The 21,126-nt window shown below is 74.3% G+C and carries 14 protein-coding genes; 10 read left to right on the top strand and 4 right to left on the bottom strand.

Annotated features, from left to right (window positions below; genetic code table 11):
* Window positions 1-113: 113 nt before the first annotated feature.
* From AXF14_RS04485 to AXF14_RS04445, 10 genes are all read left to right on the top strand, one after another.
* Window positions 114-2,666, top strand: coding sequence for a response regulator transcription factor (locus tag AXF14_RS04485; protein ID WP_067941193.1), 2,553 nt, complete (start codon window positions 114-116; stop codon window positions 2,664-2,666).
* A complete protein-coding gene (locus tag AXF14_RS04480) occupies window positions 2,663-4,954 on the top strand; it encodes a helix-turn-helix transcriptional regulator (protein ID WP_067941191.1) in 2,292 nt (763 codons plus the stop codon). The genes AXF14_RS04485 and AXF14_RS04480 overlap by 4 nt, the downstream gene beginning before the upstream one ends.
* Entirely contained in the window at window positions 4,951-7,179 is a 2,229-nt protein-coding gene (locus AXF14_RS04475) for a LuxR C-terminal-related transcriptional regulator (protein ID WP_067941189.1), read from the top strand. Before AXF14_RS04480 ends, AXF14_RS04475 begins: the two co-directional genes overlap by 4 nt.
* Window positions 7,176-8,192, top strand: coding sequence for a hypothetical protein (locus AXF14_RS13930; RefSeq protein ID WP_067941187.1), 1,017 nt, complete (start codon window positions 7,176-7,178; stop codon window positions 8,190-8,192). Before AXF14_RS04475 ends, AXF14_RS13930 begins: the two co-directional genes overlap by 4 nt.
* Before the next feature lie 63 nt (window positions 8,193-8,255).
* On the top strand, window positions 8,256-9,716 hold the full coding sequence (locus tag AXF14_RS04465; protein WP_067941185.1) for a helix-turn-helix transcriptional regulator: 1,461 nt from the start codon (window positions 8,256-8,258) through the stop codon (window positions 9,714-9,716).
* A 96-nt stretch (window positions 9,717-9,812) separates the two neighbouring features.
* Window positions 9,813-11,129 (top strand): hypothetical protein, encoded by a 1,317-nt coding sequence (locus AXF14_RS14720; protein WP_067941182.1) that lies wholly within the window; start codon window positions 9,813-9,815, stop codon window positions 11,127-11,129.
* Window positions 11,060-12,067 carry a helix-turn-helix transcriptional regulator gene (locus tag AXF14_RS13175; RefSeq protein WP_169798250.1) on the top strand — a complete coding sequence of 336 codons (1,008 nt, stop codon included), beginning with the start codon at window positions 11,060-11,062 and terminating at the stop codon, window positions 12,065-12,067. The genes AXF14_RS14720 and AXF14_RS13175 overlap by 70 nt, the downstream gene beginning before the upstream one ends.
* A 95-nt stretch (window positions 12,068-12,162) precedes the next feature.
* Window positions 12,163-13,074 carry an ABC transporter permease gene (locus AXF14_RS04455; protein ID WP_084355351.1) on the top strand — a complete coding sequence of 304 codons (912 nt, stop codon included), beginning with the start codon at window positions 12,163-12,165 and terminating at the stop codon, window positions 13,072-13,074.
* A gap of 25 nt (window positions 13,075-13,099) precedes the next feature.
* Window positions 13,100-14,365, top strand: a complete 1,266-nt coding sequence (locus AXF14_RS04450) for an AI-2E family transporter (RefSeq protein ID WP_084355350.1) — start codon at window positions 13,100-13,102, stop codon at window positions 14,363-14,365.
* 530 nt (window positions 14,366-14,895) lie between these two features.
* On the top strand, window positions 14,896-17,316 hold the full coding sequence (locus tag AXF14_RS04445) for a phosphoketolase family protein (RefSeq protein ID WP_067941180.1): 2,421 nt from the start codon (window positions 14,896-14,898) through the stop codon (window positions 17,314-17,316).
* A 136-nt stretch (window positions 17,317-17,452) separates the two neighbouring features.
* Here the strand turns inward: AXF14_RS04445 and AXF14_RS04440 are convergent, their stop codons facing one another.
* The 4 genes from AXF14_RS04440 to AXF14_RS04425 form a co-directional block, all read right to left on the bottom strand.
* A complete protein-coding gene (locus AXF14_RS04440; RefSeq protein ID WP_067941178.1) occupies window positions 17,453-18,403 on the bottom strand; it encodes an ROK family glucokinase in 951 nt (316 codons plus the stop codon).
* Between the two features lie 190 nt (window positions 18,404-18,593).
* Window positions 18,594-19,034, bottom strand: a complete 441-nt coding sequence (locus tag AXF14_RS04435; protein ID WP_067941176.1) for a fluoride efflux transporter FluC — start codon at window positions 19,032-19,034, stop codon at window positions 18,594-18,596.
* On the bottom strand, window positions 19,031-19,501 hold the full coding sequence (locus AXF14_RS04430) for a fluoride efflux transporter FluC (RefSeq protein ID WP_236755939.1): 471 nt from the start codon (window positions 19,499-19,501) through the stop codon (window positions 19,031-19,033). Before AXF14_RS04430 ends, AXF14_RS04435 begins: the two co-directional genes overlap by 4 nt.
* A complete protein-coding gene (locus tag AXF14_RS04425) occupies window positions 19,494-21,104 on the bottom strand; it encodes a DUF2079 domain-containing protein (RefSeq protein ID WP_084355349.1) in 1,611 nt (536 codons plus the stop codon). Before AXF14_RS04425 ends, AXF14_RS04430 begins: the two co-directional genes overlap by 8 nt.
* Window positions 21,105-21,126 lie beyond the last annotated feature (22 nt).

Raw genomic sequence — 21,126 nt, 5'->3', positions numbered from 1 at the left:
CGATCTGCCGCCGGTCCCCACGGACTAGGGTGTCCGACGCCCGTCCACCGGAGCGGCGGGTCCCGGGGGCGGCGCGGGTCGTCCCCAGCGTCATCTGGAGGAAGCGAGGCGACGTGACGTCCCACCTGACCACCCTGCTGAGAAGGCACGCCGACCGACTCGCGGTCACCCTCGAGAGCGCCGCCTCGGCCGTCCTCTACGGCCCGCCCGAGTTCCACGTCCGCGACGTCGCCGAGGCCACCGTCGCCCGCCTCGGCCTCACCCCCGTGCGCCGCTCGCTGCGCGGCGCCACCGAGTCCGGCTCCTGGCGCGAGGCCCTCACGCCGCTCAGCGTCCTCCTCCTCGACTGGGACGGCCCCTCCGACGAGCTCGTCCCCGCCTGGACCGCCTTCGTCGACGTCGCCGCCCACGAGCGCCTCCCCCTCGTCATCGTCGTCTCCGAGTCCGACGTCGTCCCGCCCGTCGAGGTCTTCCAGCACTTCCAGGTGGTCCTGGGCCCCATGTCCATGGCCGTGCGCTCCGCCGACCTCACCCGCCTCGGCGAGGCCTGGGACGACGTCTCCCTGCGCCACGAGGTCCTCCAGGTCACCGCTGGCTCCACCGGTCTCGTCCTCGCCGCCGTCGAGGAGGTCGAGTCCCGCGGGGAGACCGCCCTGCCCCTGTCCGTCGAGGTCGCACGCCAGGCGGGCCGAGCCCGCGGCACCCACGACACCCCCCTCACCCTCGCCGCCCGCGCCTGGGCGACCCGCCTCGTCGACCTCCTGCCCGCCGACGACCACCTCGTCCTCCTCCACGCCATGCTCCCGGCCCTGTCCGCCCAGCAGATGGCCGACGTCGCCACGAAGGTCCTCGACCGCGAGGTCACCGTCGACGACGTCATGGAGGCCCGGCTCTTCCCGGCGATCCACCGCCAGCAGTCCCGCCGCGACGCCTTCGCCCCCGCCGTCGCCGCCCAGATCGTGCGCCTCGTCGCCGAGCGCGACCCGGGCACCGTCCTCGTCCTGCGCCGCGCCGTCGCCGAGGCGGCCCTGGAACGCAGCCTCCCGCTGGACGCCCTCGAGCGGGTCTCCGTCCTCGTCGGCACCGCCTCCTGGGCCTCGCTCGACAAGCTCCTCGCCCGCGTCCTGCCGTCGATCGCCCTCCTTACCACCGAGCAGCGGCGCACCCTGGCGGCGATCGTGCCGACCGAGGTCCTCTCCGCCTGGCCCTACCTGCACTGGTGCCGCGAGTTCCTCACCCAGGACGAGGTCAGCCCCCACGCCCTGCCGACGCCCTGGCTGGACCTCCTGTGGCTCCTGTCCGTCGCCGACGGCCGCCAGCTCAACGACCTCACCACCGAGATGCGGGACCGCCTCGTCATGGCCGTCTCCACCGCGCACTCCCCGTCCATCGACGCCCTCCAGGACGCCATCGACGCCGGCATCGAGTTCCTCGGCAAGCGGGCCGTCATCATCCACGAGCGCGCCTCCGCCTCCTACTCCCTGCCGCCGTGCATCGTCGACGACGCCCCGCTCATCGTCCTCGCCCTCCTCGGCGAGTCCGACGGCGCCCTCGCGATGGGCCGCATCACCCTCGCCCAGCGCTGCCTCAACGAGGCCTCCCAGCTCCTCGAGGCCACCGGCGCCGACGCCGAGCGCGCCCCCGCCCTGCGCCTCGGCCTCGCCTCCCGCCAGGCCCTCCTGTCCTCCTTCACGGGCGTGCGCGGCCGCACCGAGACGCTCCTGACCGAGTACGAGGACCTCGTCGAGGAGGCCGGCGTCCGAGAGCCCGAGCCCGAGCACATCGTCCTCGTCGCCCGCCGCTTCCTCGCCCAGACCACCGCCAGCGAGGTCCGCGTCTCCGGCGACATCGCCCCCAACACGACCTTCACGCCGTTCGAGGTCCAGGCCGAGGCCTTCCTCATCCTCCTGCAGCGGGGCCCCGAGGTCGCCTCCGACTGGGTCCAGACCTTCCTCTCGCGCGCCCCCTTCACGGACCTCGGCGCCGTCCAGTGGTGGCCCCTGCACACGATCGCCGCCTTCCTCGCCCTGCGCGAGAACCGCCCCGAGGACGCCCTGCGTACCCTCGAGACCGTCTACGTCCCCGAGACCTCCGCCCGGCTCATCCGCGCCGGCGCCGCCCTCGCCGTCGACGACCTCGACGGCGCCGAGGCGCTCATCCGGCAGGTCGTGCGCGACCCCGAGGCCCCGGACAGGTGGCGCCGCCTCGCCTTCGGCTTCCGCGTCACGATCCTCGCCCGCCGCAAGGCGCCCGAGCTCGCCGCCGAGGCCGACGCCCACCTCGTCGACTGGGCCGAGGCCCCCGCCGTCGTCGCCCTCTTCCCGGAGGAGGGCCGCCGCGTCGCCCTGGCGGGCCTCGACCCGCAGATGGCGCGCCTGCGCGGCATGCGCGTCGACGAGGCGACCCCCGCCGCCAGCTCCGTCGTCCTCACGCCCCGCCAGCTCGACGTCCTCGCCGGCCTGGCCACGGACATGACCCTCCAGGAGATCGCCGACCGGCTGTTCCTCGGCGTCGAGACGGTTCGCTCGACGTCGAAGGCGCTCTACAGGAGGCTCGGAGTTCACAGCCGCGAGGCCGCGGTGCGCGTCGCCCGCCTCACCGAGCTCCTCCCGCCCGACCCCGTGACCAGGAGCGGGGTGAACACCTCCGAGGAGGTCGACCGTTGACCGTTGCCGAGGACCTGACCGCACGCCTCGCCCGCAGGCTCGCCACCTCCGTCACGGGAACCGCCTCCTTCCCCGTCCGCGCGGCCCACGAGTACCGCCCCCGCCAGCTCGCCCGCGCCCTCGTCGAGCGCATCGACGCCCGCCACCTCGACATGACCCTCGCCGAGGCCGCCGCGGACACCTCCTGGGTCGACGAGCTCGACGCGGACACCTCCCTCCTCCTCGACTGGGACGGCGCCTCCGACCCCGCCGAGCCCCTCATGGCGGTCCTCGCCGCCGCCCGCCGCCCCGGCGTCGCGCCCGTCCTCCTCGTCGTCTGCGAGGCCGACGCCCCCGCCGGCCCCGTCGTGCGCACCGCCCGCTCCGCCTGGAGCCGCCAGTTCGAGCGCGACGCCGCCGACGCCCTCACCCGCGTGTGCCGCGGCTGGGCGGAACGGGTCCACGACGCCGTCGCCGCTGACGACCTCGCCTTGCTCGACCTCTTCCTGCCGCCCATGAACGGCCCGGACATTGCCACCGTCGCGACCGCAGCCCTCGGGCGCGAGGTCCCCCTCGAGGAGGTCCTCGAGCTGCCCGGCCGGGTCCCCGCCGTCACCGGATCCGTCACCGGCTCGGCGGCCTTCCCCCCGGCCCTCGCGGCCCAGATCATCCAGGTCTCCATGACCCGCGACCCCTCGCGCACCGTGAGCCTGCGCCGCGACCTGTCCACCGTCCTCACGGACCAGGATCTCGACATCATCGCCCGGGACCGCGCCCTCGACTTCTGCGCCCCCTTCGTCGCGCTCCTGTCCACCACCGAGCTCGCCTCCCTCACCGCGTTCCTGCCGCACGAGGTCCCCCTCGCCTGGCACAGCCTCCACGAGATCCAGGACTACGCCGCCCACCTCGACCGAGCCACGCGCCTGCTGCCCGAGCCCTGGCTGCGGCTCCTGTTCACGACGACGATCGGCAACGACGCGCTCTTCACGCCCCGGCTCGTCGAGGTCCGCGACCGACTCATGCTCGCCACCTCCCGCGTCCAGGTTCCCTCGACGGACCAGGTGAGCGCCGACCTCGGCGAGGCGCTTGGCTGGCTCGACGAGTGCTTCCGTGACCTCAACGAGGAGGCCGCCCGCTCCTTCCGCCTGCGCCGCGCCTTCAAGGACGAGGCGCACCTCCTGTGCCTCGGCATGATGGGCGCCGCGGACGCCTGCCTCGCCCTCACCCGCCTCTCCGACGCGCAGGCCTGCCTCAACAAGGCGCACATGCTCGTCGAGGCCCTCACGACCGACGTCCGCGAGGCCCCCGCCCTCCTCACCGGCCTGCCCGCCCGTGACGCCCTCATGGCCGCCTACGCCGGCATGCACGAGCGCTCCGAGACCTTCCTCGAGGAGTACGAGATGTGCGCGGCCCGCGGCGGCGTGCGCGAGCCGGAGCCCGAGCACGTCGTCGAGATCGCCCGCCGGTTCTCCGCCGGCGCCGCCCCCTACCCGGTGCGCGCGAGCGCGGACCTGCCGGCGAACACGCAGTTCACGCCGCTGGAGGTGCAGGCCGAGGCCGAGCTCATCCTCGCCCAGCGCGGCCCCCAGGCCGCCGTCGAGTGGCTCCTCACCCTCCTGTCCCGCTCCCAGTGGACCGACCTCATGCCCTTCATGTGGTGGCCGGACCTGGCGATGCTCGCCCTCCTCGACCTGCGCGAGGGGCGCGCCGACGACGCCCTCGCCCGCGTCCAGGGCGCCTACCTCCCGCAGGAGGTCCGCCTCCTCATCGACGCCGGCGCCGCCCTGGTGCGCGGCGACGCCGAGGACTGCCTCGAGGCGGTCCGCGGCCTCGTCGCCGCCCGCTCCGTCTCGCCGCGCGTCACCCTCATCGGCTACGGCTACCGGGTCGGCGCCATGGCCGCCCTCGGGGACCCCGACCTCGACGGCGAGGTCGCCGCGCACGCCACCGGCTGGGCCGCCAACCCCGCCCTCGTCGCCGTCCTGCCCGAGACGGCCCGCGCCCGCGTCCTGCCCGTCCTCGAGCCCGCCGTCGCCGGGAAGCAGGGGCTGCGACTGTCCGGCGGGCCCGCCGCGGCCGCCGTCGTCCTCACGCCCCGGCAGACCGACGTCCTCGAGCGCCTCGCCTCCGAGCGGACCCTCGCGGACATCGCCGACGAGCTCTTCCTCGGCGTCGAGACGGTCCGCTCCACGTCGAAGGCCGTCTACAAGAAGCTCGGCGTCCACTCCCGCGAGGAGGCGGTGCGCACCGCCCGCCTGTCCGGCCTGCTGGTCCCCGGGGAGCACGACGAGACCGCGGGGCAGCGGTGAGTCGGCCGGCACCCGTCGCCGGCGACCGCCTGGCCACCGCCGCCCTCTTCCAGGTCCGCCTCGGGGAGACCTCCCTGTGCCTCGCCGACCGCGACCTCGCCGCCCTGGTGGGCTGCGACCCGGAGTGCTGCGGTCCCGACCTGTCGGAGGAGGCGACCCGCCACGAGGTCCTCCTCGTCACCGACGGCGTCCCCGCGCTCGTGGCGGCCGCCCTGGAGGAGCGGCGCCTCGCCCCGACCGGCCCGCACCTGTCCGTCGCGGTGGCCCGCTCGGTCTGGTCCTCGGACGACGGTCCCGGTCCGCTCGTAACGACCGCGCAAGCCTGGGCCGGGAGGATCGAGCCGGCCCTGCGCACCGTCCCGACCTCCCTCGTCGCCGCCTTCCTGCCCAACGCGAGCCCGCGATCCGTCGCGGTCCTGGCCGAACGGGTCCTGGGCCGCGAGGTCGACGTCGACGAGGTCCACGCGCTCGTCGCCCTGCCCGGCACGCACGTCACCGACGCCGGGCACGTCACCCTTCCGCCGGTCCTCGCCGCCGCGGTGGTCCGGCTGACCGCGCTCCACGACCCGCTGCTGGTCTCGCGCACCCGCCACGAGATCACCGTCGAGTGCCTCCTGGCCGACGACAGCCACCTCGCCGCCTCCGTGCGGATCGGCGCCCTCGCAGGCGTGCGCGCCTGGGCCGAGCTCGACGCGTACCTGTCCACCGGCGCCCCCTACGTCGCCGTCCTGACACGCGCCCACCGCCGCGCGCTCGCCGAGCTGGTACCGGCGGACATCCCCGCCGGCTGGCCGCACCTGCGCCGGGTCCGCGAGCTCCTCGTCGACGGCGCCGCGGGGTCGCGCGAGCTCCCGCAGCCCTGGCTCGAGCTGGCGCTCCTGACCTCCACCACTCGTGAGACGGGACTGAGCGAGACCGTCCGCCAGATCCGCGACCGCTCGGTCGCCGCCCTGTCCCAGGTCCACGCCGCCGACCCGCGAGCCGTGGACGCCTCCTTCTCCAACGGGCTGGCGTGGATGCGCGCCGAGGTCGGCCGCCTCCATCGCGAGGCCGCCCGCAGGTACGTCCTGTCCTACGACTTCGTCGACGAGATCGGTCTCCTCTGCCTCGTCCTCCTCGGCGCCTGCGACGGGGCGATGGCCCTCGGCCGGGGCGCGGTCGCCCAGGAGACGCTCACCGCCGTCGCGAGCCTCGCCGAGGCCTGCACCCTGTTCCCGGGCTCCTTCGCCGTCGTCCAGGTCGGCCTCGTCCCCCGCCAGGCCCTCGTCGCCGCGTGGGCCGGCCTGCCCGGGACCGCGGAGGAGCGGCTGCGCCAGTGCGCGGCCGTCGTCGCAGCGACCGGCGCCCGTGAGCCGGGGGCCGAGCGCGCCGCCGTCGTCGCCCGTCGCCTCCTCGCGGACGCCTCGCCGGTGCCCGTGCGCGCCAATCCGGACGTCGTCCTCGTCGACGAGGTGGCCCCCTTCGAGGTTGAGGCGGAGGCGCTCCTCGTCCTCGTCCAGCGCGGCCCCGAGGCCGCGGCCCGGTGGCTCACCGACTGCCTGCGCCGCGCCCGGTGGACCAACGTGCTCCAGTTCGAGTGGTGGCCCGTCCGCGGGATCCTCGCCCTGCTGGACCTGCGTGAGGGGCGCGTCGAGCAGGCCCGTGCGCGCCTCACCGAGGAGTACCTGCCTGCCGACGTCGTCACCCTCGTCGAGGCGGACGCCGCCCTCGTCGAGGGGCGCGGCGAGGACTGCCTCGCGATGCTGGCCGGCCTCGACGCCGACGTGAGCCTCGCGCCCCGCTGGACGCTCATGGCCCAGGGCCTGCGGCTCGGGGCGCTGCGCGCCACCGGCGACGGCAGCCGCGCGGAGCAGCAGGCCCAGCTGCGGGCGCGCGCCTGGCGCGAGGCCCCCGCGGTCGCGGCCCTCCGGCCCGAGGACGCGCGCCTCCTCGTCCTCCCGCTGCTCGAGCCGGAGGCCGCCGTCGCCGAGGGGCTCATCGTCTACGACGCCGTCGGCGTCGTCACCCTGACCCCGAGGCAGCTCGACGTCCTCGAGCGCATCGCCGCCGGCGCCACCCTCCCCGAGATCGCCACGGAGCTCTACCTCGGCGTCCAGACGGTCCGCTCCACCTCGAAGGCCCTCTACAAGCGCCTCGGCGTCCACGACCGCGACGCCGCCGTGCGCACCGCGCAGCGGCTCGGCCTCATCGAGGCGCCGGCCGACCACGACGAGGAGACGCCGTGACCCCCGCAGCGAGCACGCCCACGACCCCGGAGGCCGGCACGGCCCTGCGCGAGCGCCTCGTGGGCCGCGTCGCCGCGCGACTCGCCCCCGTCCTGCGGGGCACCTCCTCGGTCCTCGTCCAGGGCGCCCCCGAGCTCGCCCCCCGCGAGCTCGCCCGCGCCCTCGCGGCGCGCCTCGCGAGCGAGGTCGTCGCCCGCCCGCTGTCCGAGGCCCGCGGCGCCGGCGCCGACGCGCTCCTCGACGAGGCCGGCGAGGACGCCTGCCTCCTGCTCGAGCAGGACGTCGACGACGCCGGCTCCGCCTGCCTCGCCGTCCTCGACCGCGCGGGCGAGCGCGGGATCGCGCCGCTCGTCATCGTCGTCGCCGCCTGCGACGAGCCCGTCCCCGAGGAGCTCACCCGCGTCTTCCACGCGGTCCTCGACGAGGCGATGCTCCTCGTCGTCGACGAGGACCTCGTCGACCTCGTCGAGGAGCTGAGCGACGTCGTCGCCCGCCACCAGCTCCTCACCCTCACCGGCGGGGTCGTCGACCTCGTCCTCGCCGTCCTCGAGGACGGTCCCGGCGCGCCCGGGACCGAGACGGGCCTGGCCCGCCGCACCGCCGAGGCCGCCTGGGGCCGCGCCGTCGGACCGACCCGCGACGCGGCCGAGACGGTCGCCGCGGCCTGGGCGGAGCGCGTTCACGCCCGCGTCCTCGCCGAGCCGGTGCTCCACCTCCACGCCTTCCTCCCGGTGCTCTCGCCCTGGTCGGTCGCGCGCCTCGCCACCCGGGTGCTCGGGCGCGAGGTCGACGTCGAGGAGGTCGAGCTGGTCGAGCGGTCCAGCGGCCTCCTGGCCGGGGACCTGCCCTTCCGCTCCTTCCCGCCGCTGCTTGCCGCCCAGCTGTGCCGCCTCACGCGCGAGACCGACCCGGCCCTGGCGGCCCGCCTGCGCCGCGACCTCACGGACGCCTGCACCGACCCGGAGACCGACCTGCCCGCGCGGGCCGTCATCACGATCCTCGTGGGGCACTAGGCCTGGATCTCCCTGGACCGCTGGCTCGCCGCAGGCGCCGTCCACCTCGCGGCCCTGTCCCACGTGGAGCGCCTCGCCCTGCGGGACCTCCTCCCGGACCAGGTGCCCCAGGGCTGGAGGCACCTGCACTCGGCCCGCGAGTTCCTCGGCCTGGAGGAGGTCACGCCGCACGAGCTGCCCCAGCCCATCCTCGAGCTCAACTGGCTCGCCACCACCTGCGACGAGTCCCGCTGCACGCCCTTCGTGCGGGAGATCGGGGCCCGGGGGATGAGCGCCATCGCCCTCGTCCACTCCTCGCACGTCGAGGTCGTCGAGGAGACCCTCGACGCGACCGTCGCCTGGGTGACCGCGGAGGCCGAGCGCCTCGGCGCCGCCACGGTGGGTGACTACATCATGTCGAACGCCGTCTACGACGAGGTCGTCGTCCTGTGCCGCCTCCTCGAGGGCGTCGCCGACTCCGCGGTCGCCATGGCGCGCTTCTCCCTGGCCCAGCGGCTCCTGCGCCGCGCCGCCAACCTCATCGAGGTGTGCACCATCGACGTCGTGCGCTGCCCCGTCGTGTGCGTGGGCCTCGCCGCCCGCCAGGCCCTCATCGCGGCGTACGCCGGCCTCAACGACCGCGCCGCGGGCTCCCTCGAGGAGTACGAGCGCCTCGCCCGCCGCGGCGGCGTCCGCGAGCCCGAGGCGGAGCACGCCGTCCAGGTGGCGCGCCGCTTCCTCGCGGCCGGCGTCGACCACGCCGTCCGCGTGACGGCCGAGATCCCGACCAACTCCCAGCTCACGCCGATCGAGGTGGAGGCCGAGGCCCTCCTCGTCCTCGTCCAGCGGGGGCCCGCCGCCGCGCGCGAGCTCATCGCCTCCTTCCTCGGCCGCGCCGAGTGGACCGAGCTCGAGCCCTTCGAGTGGTGGCCGCTGCACATGCTGCACTGCCTCATCGACCTGCGCGAGGGACGCGTCGCCCCCGCCCTCGAGCGGGCCGGCTCGGTCTTCCTGCCCGCGGACGGACTGTCCCTCGTCGAGGCGGCCGCCGACTTCGTCCAGGGCCGCGGCGCCGACTGCCGGGCCCGCCTCGAGGGCCTGTCCGCCACGGGCTCGGCCTCCCCTCGCTGGACGCTCGTCGTCGACGGCTACCGCCTGGGCCTCCTTCTCGCCTCCGACGACGACTCCGCGATCGAGGAGGCCGTGGGCGCCCACGCCGCCGCCTGGGCGGAGCAGCCGGGCCTCGTCGCGCTCCTGCCGGACCCGGTGCGCGTGCGGATCCTGCCCGTGCTCGAGCCGGTGACGGCCCGGCAGGCGGGCCTGCGCCTGGACGACGACGGCCCGACGACGGCGGCGCCGCTCACGCCCCGGCAGGTCGACGTCCTGCGGCTCCTCGCCCAGGGGCGCACGCTGCCGGAGATCGCCGGGGAGCTCTTCCTCGGGGTGGAGACGGTGCGCTCGACGTCGAAGGCCCTCTACAAGCGCCTCGGCGTCCACGACCGCGACGCCGCCGTCAGGGTCGGGGGGCTCGCCGGGCTCCTGTGACCGGGCCGCGATGCGGAAGGTTGCGGAAGGGGATGAACCCACGGACCTTGCTCACACAATCCCCTTGCACAGGCCTCAACCGGTCACAATGAGCCGATGAACGTCCGCCAGCACCTCGTCGCCGCCCTCGCCCAGCGCCTCGAGCGCCTCGTGGAGGGAGCCGCCTCCGTCCTCGTGCGCGCCGAGCCCGAGCTCCTGCCCCTTGAGGTCGCGGTCGCCCTCGCCGAGGGCGCCGCCGACCGCGTCGTCCGCCTCCCGCTCGCGGAGGTGCTCGCCTCTGACGCCTGGACGGCCCAGGTCGCCACGAACGACTGCCTCCTCGTCGAGATCGCCCGGGGGGACGACCCCGGCCAGGCCCTCCTCGCCGCCTCCCGCGCCACCGCGGAGCACGGCTCCGCCCCTGTCATCATCGTCGCGGGCTCCAGCGACGAGCCCGTCGGCGGCGACCTCGCCTCCCTCTTCCAGGTGGCCCTCGGTCGCGACTCCCTCCTCGTCTCAGACGAGGACCTCATCGCCCTGGGCGACGACTGGACCGACGTCGACCGTCGCGACGAGCTGCTCAGCGTCACCTACGGCGTCGCCGCGCTCGTCGTGGCCGGCATCGAGGAGCTCGAGTCCGGCGACGAGGCCCTCTCCCTCGCCGCCGAGATCACCCGGGGCACCTGGGTGCGCATGGCCGCCGTGCCCACCGGCCCGCTCCACACCGTCGCGGCCGCCTGGGCCGAGCGCGTCGTGCCCGCCGTCGTCGACGACGACCTCGCCCTCCTCCGCCACCTGCTGCCCGCCACCAGCAGCCGCTGGCTCGGCATCATCGCCTCCCGCGCCCTCGAGCGGGAGGTCACCGAGGCCGAGGCCACCAGCGCCGTCCCCGGCATCCTCAGCCCCTCCGTCATCGCCACGGGCGCCCCGCCGGCGCTGGTCGCCGAGGTCATCCGCCTGCTCCTGGACGAGCACCCGTCGCGGACCGCCACCTTCCGCCAGCGGCTCGTCACGTGCCTGTCAGCGCCCGAGGAGGACCCGCTCGACGTGGACTCCCTGGCGCCGGAGATCGCCATGCGCGCCCTCCTCAAGCTCAAGGCCTGGGCGGCCCTGGACGAGCAGGTCTGCCGCCACGCCGAGGTCCTCACCTTCCTCACCACCCGCGAGCGCCGCGAGCTGCGCGCCACCCTGCCCGTCGAGGTGCCCGCCACGTGGCGCTGGCCGCGCGCCGTCCAGGAGTACGTCTCCTACGACGAGCTGCCGTGGGCGAGCTCCCGATCCCGTGGGGCCACCTCGTGTGGACGACGACCCTCATCGGGGAGCCGTACCTCACGCCCTTCACGCGGGCCGTGCGGGACCGCCTCATGGCGGCGCAGTCGCAGTTCCAGATGCCCGACGTCGAGAACGCCCAGCCGCTCTTCGAGGAGTTCGTGACCTGGGTCTTCGAGGAGATCGCCCAGCTCCACCGCGAGGCCATCAAGAGCTTCTTCCTCCCGGCCCAGACGGCGATGGAGGCCAAGGTCGCCCTCATGCTCATGCTCGGGATGGCGGACGCCACCCTGGCCTTCGGGCGCCCGGACCTCGCCCTCGTCGCCCTCAAGCAGGCGGAGCGCCTCTCCGAGGCCTTCACCATCTACGCGGACCAGAGCCCCGTCCCCATGCTCGGGCCGCGCGCCCGCCTCGCCCTCGTCGCCGCCCGCTCCGGGCTCGTCGAGCACGCCCGAACCGCGCTGGCGGCCTACGAGCAGACGGTCCAGACGGCCGGCACGCGCGAGTGGGAGCCCGAGGAGATCGTCGAGGCGACCCGCCGCTACCTGGCCGCCCCCGCCCCCGCCCCGGTGCGCCCCACGGCCGACGTCGACGAGCGCTCCCACTCGGCCGCCTACGAGATCGAGGCGGAGGCCCTCCTCATTCTCGTCCAGCGCGGCGCCGACCCGGCCATCGAGTGGCTCCGCACCTTCCTCGGGCGCGCCCGCTGGACGGGCCTGTCGAAGTTCTTCTGGTGGCCCCTCCACGAGCTCCTCGCGCTCATCCAGCTGCGCGAGGGCGACGTCGACGGCGCGCGCACCGCGATCGTCGGACAGGCGATCCCGGCGGAGTCGGCCCTCCTCGTCGAGGCGGCCGCCGCCTACCTCAAGGACGACCACGCCGGCTGCCTCGACCTCGTGCGCCGGGCGATGGCCGTCCCGGACGCCTCGCCGCGCACGACCCTGCTCGCCGCCGGCAGGACCCTGCCCGAGATCGCTGACGAGCTCTTCCTCGGGGTGGAGACCGTGCGCTCGACGTCGAAGGCCCTCTACAAGCGCCTCGGCGTCCACGACCGCGACGCCGCCGTCCGCGTGGGCACCGCCTCGGGGATCCTCGAGGGCTGAGCCCCGGCCGGGGACGCCCCGGCTCGCGGTGGTCGTCCCCGGGGAGCACGGCGCCGCCGTCGTCGCGGGCGTCCTCGGGGTGGCACGATCGGGGCATGCCCCTCCTCGAGTTCGGACTCGGCCTCGCGCTCCTCCTCGCCGTCACCCTCAGCATCCAGCGGTGGGCGGGCCTGCGGCTCGGCTGGGCACCGCTCGTCGCCGCCCTGCGCGCCGTCGTCCAGCTCTCCGTCATCGCCGTGCTCCTGCACGGCGTCCTCGCCGTGCCCTGGACCGTCGCCCTGTTCGTCCTCCTCATGCTGACGACGGCGTCGGCGACCTCCGGCGGGCGCGTCCGCGAGCTCCACGACGGGCGGCGCGCCGCCGCCACCGGCATCGTCGTCGGCTCCGCCGTGACCGTCGCGCTCATCTTCTCGCTGCGCCTCATCCCCTTCGACGCCCGCTACCTCGTCTCCGTCGGCGGCATCATCATCGGCAACTCCATGAGTGGCGCGACGCTGGCCGGCCGCATGTTCCTGCGGACCGTGCGCGACCGGGCCGCCGAGGTCGAGGGCTGGATGGCGCTCGGAGCGACGCCGGTCGCCGCCCACGCCGAGGTCTCCCGCGAGGCCGTGCGCGAGACCCTCCTGCCCGGCATCGACCAGACCGGCGCGACCGGTCTCGTCACCCTGCCAGGCGCCTTCGTCGGCGCCCTGTTCGGCGGGGCGAGCCCGGTGGAGGCCGCGAAGTTCCAGCTGGTCGTCCTCCTCGGGATCATGCTCACCCAGACGATCACGGCCCTCGTCGTCGTGAGGGCCGCCTCGGCGTCGACGACGATCCCCGCGCCGCGGGTCGAGCCGCCGCGCGCCGCGCCCTCCCCAGCCCGTGCGGGCGGCGCCACCGCCGTCGGCGCGAGCGAGGACGCGACGACTGACGCGACAACGACCGCGACGAGAGCCGTGGCCGTGACCGGGACGAGCGCTGGCGACGCGTCCCACACGGAGCGGACCGTGTCCTCGACGGACAGCTGAGTGCCCGTCGTGCGAGGATCCGGGCATGGCCCACACTCCCCACGTCGAACCGGCGACCCCAGCCCGGACCACCGACCCCCAGAACGACCCCGTCCGCGAGGGGGAACGCGTCCCCGTCGAGGTCGACCGCACGCAGGGCGAGACGACGGCCCTCGTCGTCGCCGCCCTCGTCGTCGGCTGCGTCGGCCTCTACTTCGTCAAGAGCCTCTTCGCGCCCGCCTTCTTCGCCCTCACCCTCGTCATCACCGTCAGGCCGCTCGTCACGTGGCTGGCCCGGCACCACGTCCACAGGGTCGTCGGTGCCGTCATCGCGATCCTGCTCATCTACGCCTTCGTCGTCGGCATGTTCGTCGCCCTCGGCATCGCCGTCGCCCAGCTCGTTGAGACCCTGCCGCAGTACGCGTCGAAGTTCGAGTCCCTGTGGGACCAGGGCATCAGCCTGCTCGGCCGCTTCGGCGTCGACGCGAGCTCGCTGCAGACCCAGCTCGAGAACGCGGTGAGCACCGACAAGATCGTGTCGGTCGCCCAGACCCTCTTCAGCCAGGTGACGAGCCTCGGCTCGATCCTCTCGATCCTCGCCCTGACCGTCATCTTCCTCATGTTCGACATGTCGAAGATCGAGGTGCGCGCCGAGGCCCTCACCCGCCTCAAGCCCGGGATCGCCACGGCGATGTCCGGCTTCGCGACCTCCGTGCGCTCCTACTGGCTCGTCTCGACGGTCTTCGGCCTCATCGTCGCCGTCCTCGACGTCATCGCCCTCGGGCTGCTCGGCGTCCCCATGGCCGTGACCTGGGGCGTGCTGTCCTTCATCACGAACTACATCCCCAACATCGGCTTCTTCGTGGGCCTCGTCCCGCCGACGCTCCTGGCGCTCGTGGACTCCGGCCCGCTCACCGCCCTGTGGGTCGTCGTGGCCTACTGCGTCCTCAACTTCGTCATCCAGAGCCTCATCCAGCCGAAGTTCACCGGTGACGCCGTCGGGCTCAACACGACGACGACCTTCCTCTCCCTGCTCTTCTGGTCGCAGGTGGTCGGCGGGCTCGGCACCATCCTCGCCGTCCCGCTCACCCTCTTCGTCAAGGCGCTCCTCATCGACTCCGACCCGCGCTCGCGCTGGGTGGGGATCTTCCTGTCCGCCGGGGACTCGCCCGTGCGCAGGCCCGACGAGCTCGACGAGGAGACCCTCGACGAGGCGGACATCGACGGTGACGGCGTCGGGGAGGACGACCCAGACGACGACGTCGACCCGGTGGAGCCCGGTGCGGCGGTCGCCGACCGCCGCGAGGACTGAGCCCGCGGTCCTCGCGTCGGACGCTCGGTGACGGCGGCGACGTCACTGGGCGCACTTCCCATGGTCTTCCCAGGTTGCTCAGGGGTGTCCCTCCAGGTCGGGAGGGTTGTCTAGTTCCTGCCGCCGGACGGAACGGGTCGCGAGGGTTGGGGAACCCGATGACCGACTCGCACCGAGAGCCGCGAAGGTCCTAGGGAGCCTGAACGGAGCGCTCCGGCGAAGGAGGAGGCCCCCCGGGAATGGGAACCCGGGAGCGGCGCCACGATGACGAAGGCCCTCGGCCGGATCGAAGATCCGAGCCGGGGGCCTCGTCGTGCTCGGGGTCGGGCGGGGACCTGCCGGGCCGGCAGCGGGATCCCTCCGGTGCCGGCAGCGGGCGGTGCGCCGTCGGCGCCGCCCGAGCGCCCCGCCGTCGGTCGGTTGCCAGCACCCCTGTCGCGGAGGGCGGCAGCCCAGGTAGGTTCGAGGCGGACGGCCCCGCACCGCGGGCGCGGGCCGTCCCGACCGACGGCGCCCGCGCAGGAGGACGGATGACCGAGACCCTCACCGCGGCCCGGGTCGACGAGCTCGTCGACGCGCTGGCCCACCCCACCGAGGACGACACCGCGGCGATGGACGCCTGGTGGCGCGCCAACAACTACCTCACCGTCGGCCAGATCTACCTCAAGGACAACGCGCTCCTGCGCCGCGAGCTCCTCGCCGACGACATCAAGCCCCGCCTCCTCGGCCACTGGGGCACCAGCCCGGGCCTGTCCTTCATCTACACGCACGCCTCGCGCCTCATCCGCCTCACCGAGCAGTCGATGATCTACATCACCGGCCCCGGCCACGGCGGCCCCGCCCTCGTCGCGGCCTCCTACCTCGAGGACTCCTACACCGAGGTCTACCCGCGGATCACCGAGGACGCCGACGGAGTGCTGCGCCTCTTCCGCCAGTTCTCCGCCCCCGGCGGCATCCCCTCCCACGTCTCCGTGACGACCCCCGGCTCCATCAACGAGGGCGGCGAGCTCGGCTACGCCCTCGTCCACGCCTTCGGCTCCGTCATGGACAACCCCGACCTCATCGCGCTCGCGGTCGTCGGTGACGGCGAGGCCGAGACCGGCCCGCTCGAGGGCTCCTGGAAGAGCATCTCCTTCATCAACCCCGCCCGCGACGGCGCCGTCCTACCGATCCTCCACCTCAACGGCGCGAAGATCGCCAGCCCCACCGTCCAGGCCCGCAAGGACCCCGAGGAGCTGCGCAAGCTCTACGAGGGGCACGGGTACGAGGTCATCGAGGTCGGCGGCGACGACCCGGCCGTCGTCGGCCCGCAGCTCGACGCCGCCCTCGCCTACGCCTGGGGCCGTATCAAGAAGATCCAGATCGAGGCCCGCGGCGAGGGCGTCGTCACCGCCGAGCGCCCGCACTGGCCCATGATCATCCTGCGCACCCCCAAGGGCTGGACCGGCCCCCACGAGGTCGACGGCACCGTCGTCGAGGGCACGTGGCGCGCCCACCAGGTGCCCCTGTCCGGCGTCAAGGAGAACCCCGAGCACCTCGCCATCCTCGAGCGCTGGCTGCGCAGCTACCGACCCGAGGAGCTCTTCGACGAGAACGGGTCCCTCACAGAGCTGGCCCGCCGCGCCAACCCCAGCGGGGACCTGCGCATGAGCGCCAACCCGGTGGCCAACGGCGGCGGCTCCTACACCCCGCTCGACATGCCCGACTGGCGCGACCTCGCCCTCGACCTCGCCCCCGAGGACCGCGGACGCGTCAAGAAGGAGTCGACCCGCTACCTCGGCGCCCTCATGGCCGAGCTCTACCGCCGCAACCCCACGACCTTCCGCCTCTTCTGCCCCGACGAGGCCGACTCGAACCGCCTCTCCGCCGTCTTCGAGCAGACGGACCGCGCCTTCATGGAGCGGCTCACGGACCTCGACGTCAACATCTCGCCCGCCGGACGCGTCATGGAGGTGCTCTCCGAGCACAACACCCACGGCTGGCTCGAGGCCTACAACCTCACCGGCCGCCACGGCCTGTGGGCCTCCTACGAGGCCTTCGGCATGGTCTCCGTCTCGCAGACCATCCAGCACGCCAAGTGGCTCGAGGAGGGCGTCCACCTCGACTGGCGCGTCCCCGTGCCCTCGCTCAACATCCTGCTGAGCTCGACCTGCTGGCGCAACGACCACAACGGCTTCTCCCACCAGGGGCCCGGCGTGCTCTCCTCGATCCTCAACATGAGGGCCGAGATCGTGCGCGCCTACCTGCCGCCGGACGCCAACTGCCTCCTGGAGATCGCCTCCTACGGCTTCGACACGACCGACAAGGTCAACCTCATCGTCCAGGACAAGCAGCCGCAGTTCCAGTGGCTCACCAAGGACGAGGCCTACGAGCACTGCAAGCGCGGCTACGGCGTCTGGGACTGGGCCGGCAACGAGGACCTCGCCTCCGGCGAGGAGCCGGACATCGTCATCGCCTGCGCCGGCGACGTCGTCACCACCGAGGCCATCGCCGCCGCGCAGATCCTGCGCCAGCAGCTCCCGCTGCTCAAGGTCCGCGTCGTCAACGTGGTGCGCCTCCAGACCCTCGCCCGCCCGAAGGACCACCCCTCAGGCATGAGCGACGAGGACTTCGCGGAGACCTTCACGAACGACAAGGACGTGCTGTTCTGCTTCCACGGCTACCCGGGCTCGATCCACCAGCTCGTCCACGGCCGCCCGGACGCCGACCGCTTCCACGTGCGCGGCTTCATCGAGGAGGGCACGACCACGACGCCCTTCGACATGGTCGTGCGCAACCGCGTGGACCGCTACCACCTGGTCATCGACGCGCTCAACAACGCGAAGAAGACGGTGCGCGGCGCGGCCGACCTCAAGCGCTGGTGCGAGAAGCAGCTCGCTCGCCATGAGGACTACAAGGTCGCCCACCTCGAGGACATGCCCGAGATCCGCGACTGGCACTTCGAGGTCTGAGCGCGGTCGGGCGCGAACCCTCCGCACTCACCGGGTTTGGACCACCCCAAGAATCCGCGGCCGATCCAGACGATGGGAAGTGGTCCAAACCCGCGCGGGCGGGGGCGTCGTCGTCGGGAGCGGTGCACGCCGGGGCTCAGGCGCTCCGGCGGGCGAGGTCGGCGGCGCCGACGAGGCCAGCCTCCTGGCCGCCCTCGGCGAGGACGATCGGGATCGCCGGGCGGTGCGGGCCGGCGGTGAGGGCCTCGGCGAAGGCCTTCTTGGTCGGCTCGAGGAGGATGCCGCCCGCCTCGGCGAGGCCGCCGGCGATGACGATGATCTCGGGGTCGAGAATGGCGCACATGTCCGCGAGGCCCACGCCTAGCCAGTGCGTGAGGCTCGCGTAGCACTGGAGGGCCGCCGGGTCCCCCTCGCGGGCAGCGGCGGTGACGGCCTTGCCGGAGATGCGGTCCGGGTCCCCACCGGAGAGCTCGATGATCCGGGCGGCGTAGGCGGGCCGGTACTGGGCGAGCTCCCAGCCGTTGACGCCGAGGGCGGTGCCGGCGGAGTAGCGCTCGAGGCAGCCGTACTGGCCGCAGCCGCACGGGCGGCCGTCCGGGACGACGTTGATGTGCCCGATCTCCCCGCCGAAGCCGGCGGCGCCGCGAAGCAGCTGACCGTTGACGACGATCGCGCCGCCCAGGCCCGTGCCGATGGCGACGATGAGGGCGTTCTGCTTGCCGCGGGCGGCGCCGAAGCGGGCCTCGGCCCAGCCGAAGGCGTTGGCGTCGTTCTCGACGACGACGGGAAGGCCGACCTTCTCGGAGACGACGTCGGCGAGCCTGAGACCCGTCCAGTCGAGGTTCGTGCCGTGGGCGATGGTGTTGCGGTCGGCGTCGATGAAGCCGGCGGCGCCGATCCCGACGGTCGCGGCCTCGGGGAAGGCGCCCTTGAGCTCCTCGGTGACGGAGACGATCGTGTCGATGATCGCCTGGCGCTCCTTGGCGGGGGAGTCCCTGCGGATCGTCTCGAGGACCTCGCCCTCGTCGTCGACGACGCCCGCCGCGATCTTCGTGCCCCCGACGTCGACGCCGATGCTCAGTGCCATGGTCCTCTTCGCTCCTCGGTCCGGTCGGCTTCCCTGCCGACGGCGATGGTGATGGTCCTAGTGTGCCCGGTCGGGCGCGCCAGCGGGTGCGGCTCCCGGCCCGGGGGACGGGAGTGGACCGGCGGAAAACAACCGCGCGGTCATTCTAGTGGTCGGCGGGGGCGGGGTGACAAGGGGGCCCGTCGCGCGCTCAGCCGAGCGCGCCGCCGATCGCCAGGCCGAGGACCGCCGCCACGAGGCTCGCCGCCGCCATGCCCAGCGCGTGCAGCGCCGTCGCCGGCCCGCGGGGCGCGAGCAGCAGGCGTGCGGACTCCACCGAGGCCGTCGAGAAGGTCGAGTAGCCGCCGAGGAATCCGGTCCCCAGGACCGAGGCCACCGCCGTCGGCGCCGCGGCCGCCGTCGTCCAGCCGGTCACGATCCCCAGGAGGAGGCAGGCCGTCACGTTGACGACGATCGTCCCCAACGGGATCCCCGCCCAGCGCGCCTCCACCCCGCTCGGGCCGCCCGGACGCGGCGAGCGGGCGGCCCGAAGCCGCGTGACCGCCGCGCTCACGCGGGCGTCGACGGTGAAGCGGGTGACGGCGCCGAGGCCGCCCGCCACGGCCAGCAGGACCCAGGTCAGCGGGCTCACGCGCGACCACCCCCGTGGGCGCGGGCGGCGATCGTCAGCCCGGCGGACGCCGCGAGCAGGCCCGCCAGGATCGAGCCGAGCAGGTAGGCGAGGCCCAGGGCCGCGTGCCCGCCGGTGAGGAGCCGCTCGGACTCCACCATGAAGGTCGAGTAGGTGGTGAGCCCGCCCATGAAGCCGGTGCCGATGCCGAGGCGGGCGACCTTGCGGGCGCCCGCGTCGGGCCCGGCGAGGGCCAGGTGCCCGAGGAGCAGCCCGAGGAGGAGGGCGCCGATGAGGTTGACGGCGAGCGTCGTCACCGGGAGGCCGCCGGCAGGGGCCGGCCAGGCGTGCGAGGCGGCCGCGCGGGTCAGCGTGCCGAGCGCGCCGCCGACCCCGACCGTCACGAGCTCCGCCCAGCGGGGCATCGGCCGGGGCGTCGGCGTCGCCGTCGGGGCGCCGGGCGCAGCGGGTTCGGCGGCCTCAGCCATTGCGCTTCGCCACCTGGTAGCCGTCGACCGTGAGGACGTTCGTGTAGGTGGAGCCGTCGGTCACCTGGCCAGAGATCCACTGCGCCGCATCCATCGGCGGGTTCCCGCCCCAGGCCGAGGACTGCTCGTCGATGACGACGTACTCCGGGCTCACCCCGGCGGTCCCCACCCAGTACACCTCGGCGCGCGGCACGAGGTAGGCGAGCAGACCGAGGTCCGTCTCCACCGTCGCGCCCTCCGCGATCGTGTCCATGACCTGCTGCGCCGCCGCGGCGCGCGAGGAGGTCGCGCCCCAGCCCTCGTCCTTCATCGAGGCCAGCGGCAGGTCCTTCGCCGTCAACACCGTCATCACCAGCGGCACCGCGACGCCGACGACGCTCAGCCACCGCGCCCACACCGGCGCCCCCAGCCAGCCCGCCGGCGCGTCGACGTCGTCCGGTGCCGCGCGGCGGGCGCGGAGCCGCGCCAGGACGTCGAGCAGGGCGCCCAGCGCGATCGGGATGAGGACCGCGTTGTAGTGCCACGCCTTCCAGTCCCAGTAGAACTCCTTCGAGGACAGGAAGCGCCACGCGATCGTCGGGAGGACCGCCGCGATGAGCGGGGACCCCAGGCCGATGAGCCCCGCCGTGCACACGATCATCGCGAGGGTCGCCGTCTTGACCTCCGGGGAGAACAGGCGCGAGAGCGGACCGTCCGAGGACGCCGTCGTCGCCGTCCCGTCGCCCGCGTTGCCGCCCAGGCCGTACTGCCAGGTCCCCGTCGAGGACAGCAGCGGCAGGATGACGAGCACCGTGAGGAGGAACATGAGGAGGCCGAAGGCCGCCAGACCCAGCCCCAGCTGCAGCGGCGTGAGGCGGGCGGCGCGGTCGCGCAGCCGGCGGCCGGTCGGCTCGTGGACCGGGGCCTCCTCGTGGCGGCCGCGCCAGGCGATCGCCAGCCCGATCATGAGGGCCGTGAGCCCCAGGTCCTCCTTGACGAGGACGAGCGGCGCCGCCCACAGCGCGCTCGCCCACCAGCGGCGCTCCACGAAGGCCGCGCAGGACCAGGCCAGCATCGGCACCGCGAAGGCGATCTCGTGGAACTGGGCCGCCACCGCCCCCTGGAAGCCCCAGGACAGCGCGTAGCACAGGCCCAGGGCCAGCGCCGGGACCCGGCCCACGACGCGGGTGGCGACCCGGGTGAGCGGCCAGGCGGAGACGGCGAGGAGCAGGTCCTGCGTGATGAGCAGGGACAGCGGGCTCGGGAAGAGCGCCCAGACCGGGCCCAGCAGCACGAGGATCGGGTGGAAGTGGTCGCCCAGCAGGTTGAAGCCGACGCCCTTGATCGGGACGACCGGGGCCTGGAGGTGCGCGTAGTCCTTCGCGAGCTCGGAGAAGATCGCCAGGTCCCAGCTCGGCACGTACATCGAGCGCCACTGGCCCAGCGAGTAGGCGATGAGCAGGAGCGCGCTCACGACGACGGCGGTGGTCGCCGGGACGAGGTCGGTGAGGCGGTCCCGGCGGGCGTCGCGGGAGGCGCGCGCGGCCGCGTCGGGTCCGGAGGTGTCGGCCGTCGTCGTGGCCCGGGGGTCGCCGCTCTCGGACGGCGCGGTGCTGGTGCTCATCGACCGCGAGCCTACCCAGCGC

It is taken from the genome of Actinomyces radicidentis (genome assembly GCF_001553565.1).
Classification (GTDB): domain Bacteria; phylum Actinomycetota; class Actinomycetes; order Actinomycetales; family Actinomycetaceae; genus Actinomyces; species Actinomyces radicidentis.
This window is presented reverse-complemented; position numbering and strand designations above follow the sequence as displayed.

Excerpts from the sequence above, each read along its gene's own strand:
- AXF14_RS14720 (WP_067941182.1), top strand. The coding sequence starts at position 9,813 with ATGAACGTCCGCCAGCACCTCGTCGCCGCCCTCGCCCAGCGCCTCGAG.
- AXF14_RS13175 (WP_169798250.1), top strand. The coding sequence starts at position 11,060 with ATGGCGGCGCAGTCGCAGTTCCAGATGCCCGACGTCGAGAACGCCCAG.
- AXF14_RS04455 (WP_084355351.1), top strand. The coding sequence starts at position 12,163 with ATGCCCCTCCTCGAGTTCGGACTCGGCCTCGCGCTCCTCCTCGCCGTC.
- AXF14_RS04450 (WP_084355350.1), top strand. The coding sequence starts at position 13,100 with ATGGCCCACACTCCCCACGTCGAACCGGCGACCCCAGCCCGGACCACC.
- AXF14_RS04445 (WP_067941180.1), top strand. The coding sequence starts at position 14,896 with ATGACCGAGACCCTCACCGCGGCCCGGGTCGACGAGCTCGTCGACGCG.
- AXF14_RS04440 (WP_067941178.1), bottom strand. The coding sequence starts at position 18,403 with ATGGCACTGAGCATCGGCGTCGACGTCGGGGGCACGAAGATCGCGGCG.
- AXF14_RS04430 (WP_236755939.1), bottom strand. The coding sequence starts at position 19,501 with ATGGCTGAGGCCGCCGAACCCGCTGCGCCCGGCGCCCCGACGGCGACG.
- AXF14_RS04425 (WP_084355349.1), bottom strand. The coding sequence starts at position 21,104 with ATGAGCACCAGCACCGCGCCGTCCGAGAGCGGCGACCCCCGGGCCACG.